At 63.2% G+C, this 1,078-nt stretch carries 2 protein-coding genes; both read right to left on the bottom strand.

Translation table 11 applies throughout. The annotated features are described in order from the left end of the window. The coding region (locus ACYVDE_RS23880) for a hypothetical protein (protein ID WP_460504021.1) at window positions 1–261 on the bottom strand (261 nt) is incomplete at its 3' end. A 93-nt stretch (window positions 262–354) separates the two neighbouring features. Beyond that, a complete protein-coding gene (locus ACYVDE_RS23875) occupies window positions 355–765 on the bottom strand; it encodes a DUF6960 family protein (protein WP_460504020.1) in 411 nt (136 codons plus the stop codon). Between the last annotated feature and the right edge of the window lie 313 nt (window positions 766–1,078).

Here is a 1,078-nt window from a genome sequence, read left to right as displayed (position 1 = left end):
GCCGGGCTGGGCGGGCGTGTTCAGGTACAGCACCAGGGCGCGGTAGCTGCCGCCCGCCGACTCGGCCGCGCCGGTGAGCAGTAGGTTCAGGGTAGTAGCAGTATTGCCCACGTACAGCGCCTGCAGGCCGCGGTCAGTTTCCGAGTGCGGGCCGGTGTAAGTGGCGGCCAACTGGTACTGACCTGGCCCGGTGCCAATTTCGGCGGCCGAGGCCTGGCCATCGACGGTGAACTGCGGCGTGGTGGCCGTGGTGGCGGGCATCGCGCTAGGCGTGTAGATTTTTAGGTATTGGGTTTTATGGTTTGACTGGCACACCGTCCGAACGCCTACTACCTAATATCCAACCCCTGAAACCTAATACGCCCGCAGCTCGCTGGCCGCAAACACGCGGGGCAGCTTGCGCTTGCGCTCCACTATTTGGTAGGTGGCGGTGTCGGTGGCTTCATTCCAGAACACGTCGGACACGTGGCCGAAGTGGCGGTACTGGCCGGGTTGGGGCGTCACTTCCTCCACGGCGTCGCCGAAGCTGAAGGTGGGCTTGTGGTAGATTTCCTTGAACAGCTCGGGCCGCACGAGGAACTGCTGCTCGTCGTAGCGCAACGTAATCCATTCGCCTTCTTCGTCTTCGGCAATTTTCTCGAAGAGCTTGCCCACGGGCTCCAGCAGCTCGAAGGCGCGGCGGTTGGCGGGGTGAATGTAGCGGAAGCCGTACTCGGGCGACCAGCCATAAAGGCCAAAAACAACGGGTTTGGGACGGGTTTTCAAACAGCAGAAATTCAGAATCGGAAAACAAAGCAACAACGGCGGGCGGTAAAAAGCTTCCGGCGGAAGCGGATTGATGGGGTGTAGCCAAAATGCGGCGGGGCGCGTATACCCAGGCTCCCCCCGCCCGGCACCGGCCGTATTTTCGGCTGCCCGCGCCGGGGGCTGCTTTTTCTCTGATGTTTACAACTGCTCCTACTCCTACCGCTTCGCCGGCTGGCGAAGCCCCCGACACGGCCCCCGTGGCCGCCGCTAAAAAAACCACTGCCCTGCCCCGCCCCACGCCGCAGCCCGGTATGGGCGCCGTGCCCCACGC

The organism is Hymenobacter agri, from assembly GCF_054778495.1.
Note: the sequence above shows the minus strand (reverse complement) of the source record. Positions and strands in the feature narration are given on the sequence as shown.